Annotated in this window: 1 protein-coding gene; it reads right to left on the bottom strand. The window is 51.3% G+C overall.

Annotated elements, in window-relative coordinates:
• Positions 1–182 precede the first annotated feature (182 nt).
• Positions 183–433 (bottom strand): chemotaxis protein CheW (locus GVL52_RS29310; RefSeq protein ID WP_200848019.1); only part of this gene is annotated, 251 nt, incomplete at its 5' end.

Here is a 433-nt window from a genome sequence, read left to right as displayed (position 1 = left end):
ATTACCAACAGCGTGACTACGCGGATACGGTTAATCATAAGGCACCTTCCTGAAAACAAGTTGATCTCGTTATCGGCAAGGAGGGGGGAAACTTTATTGCTGATGCCACCCGCCGCGAAATTGAAATAAAAAACCCGATGCGCAGATCATCGGGTTCATTTCAATTGAGGAAATCGGGAGAATTACGCCACTTCTGACGCCGCGCTATCTAACAGCGCCATCTCTTCTCTGTTCAGCAGTTTTTCGATGTTCACCAGAATCAACATCCGGTCGCCCAGTGCGCCCAGTCCAGTGAGATATTCTGTTGAAAGCGTCACGGCAAATTCCGGTGCCGGACGAATTTGCTCCGCCGGCAATGAAAGCACGTCTGAGACGCCGTCAACCACGATGCCGACCACCCGCTGTCCGAGATTCAGGACGATAACTACCGTGT

Origin of the sequence: Rhizobium sp. 18055 (assembly GCF_902706285.1) — a bacterium.
Classification (GTDB): Bacteria; Pseudomonadota; Alphaproteobacteria; order Rhizobiales; family Rhizobiaceae; genus Rhizobium.
This window is presented reverse-complemented; position numbering and strand designations above follow the sequence as displayed.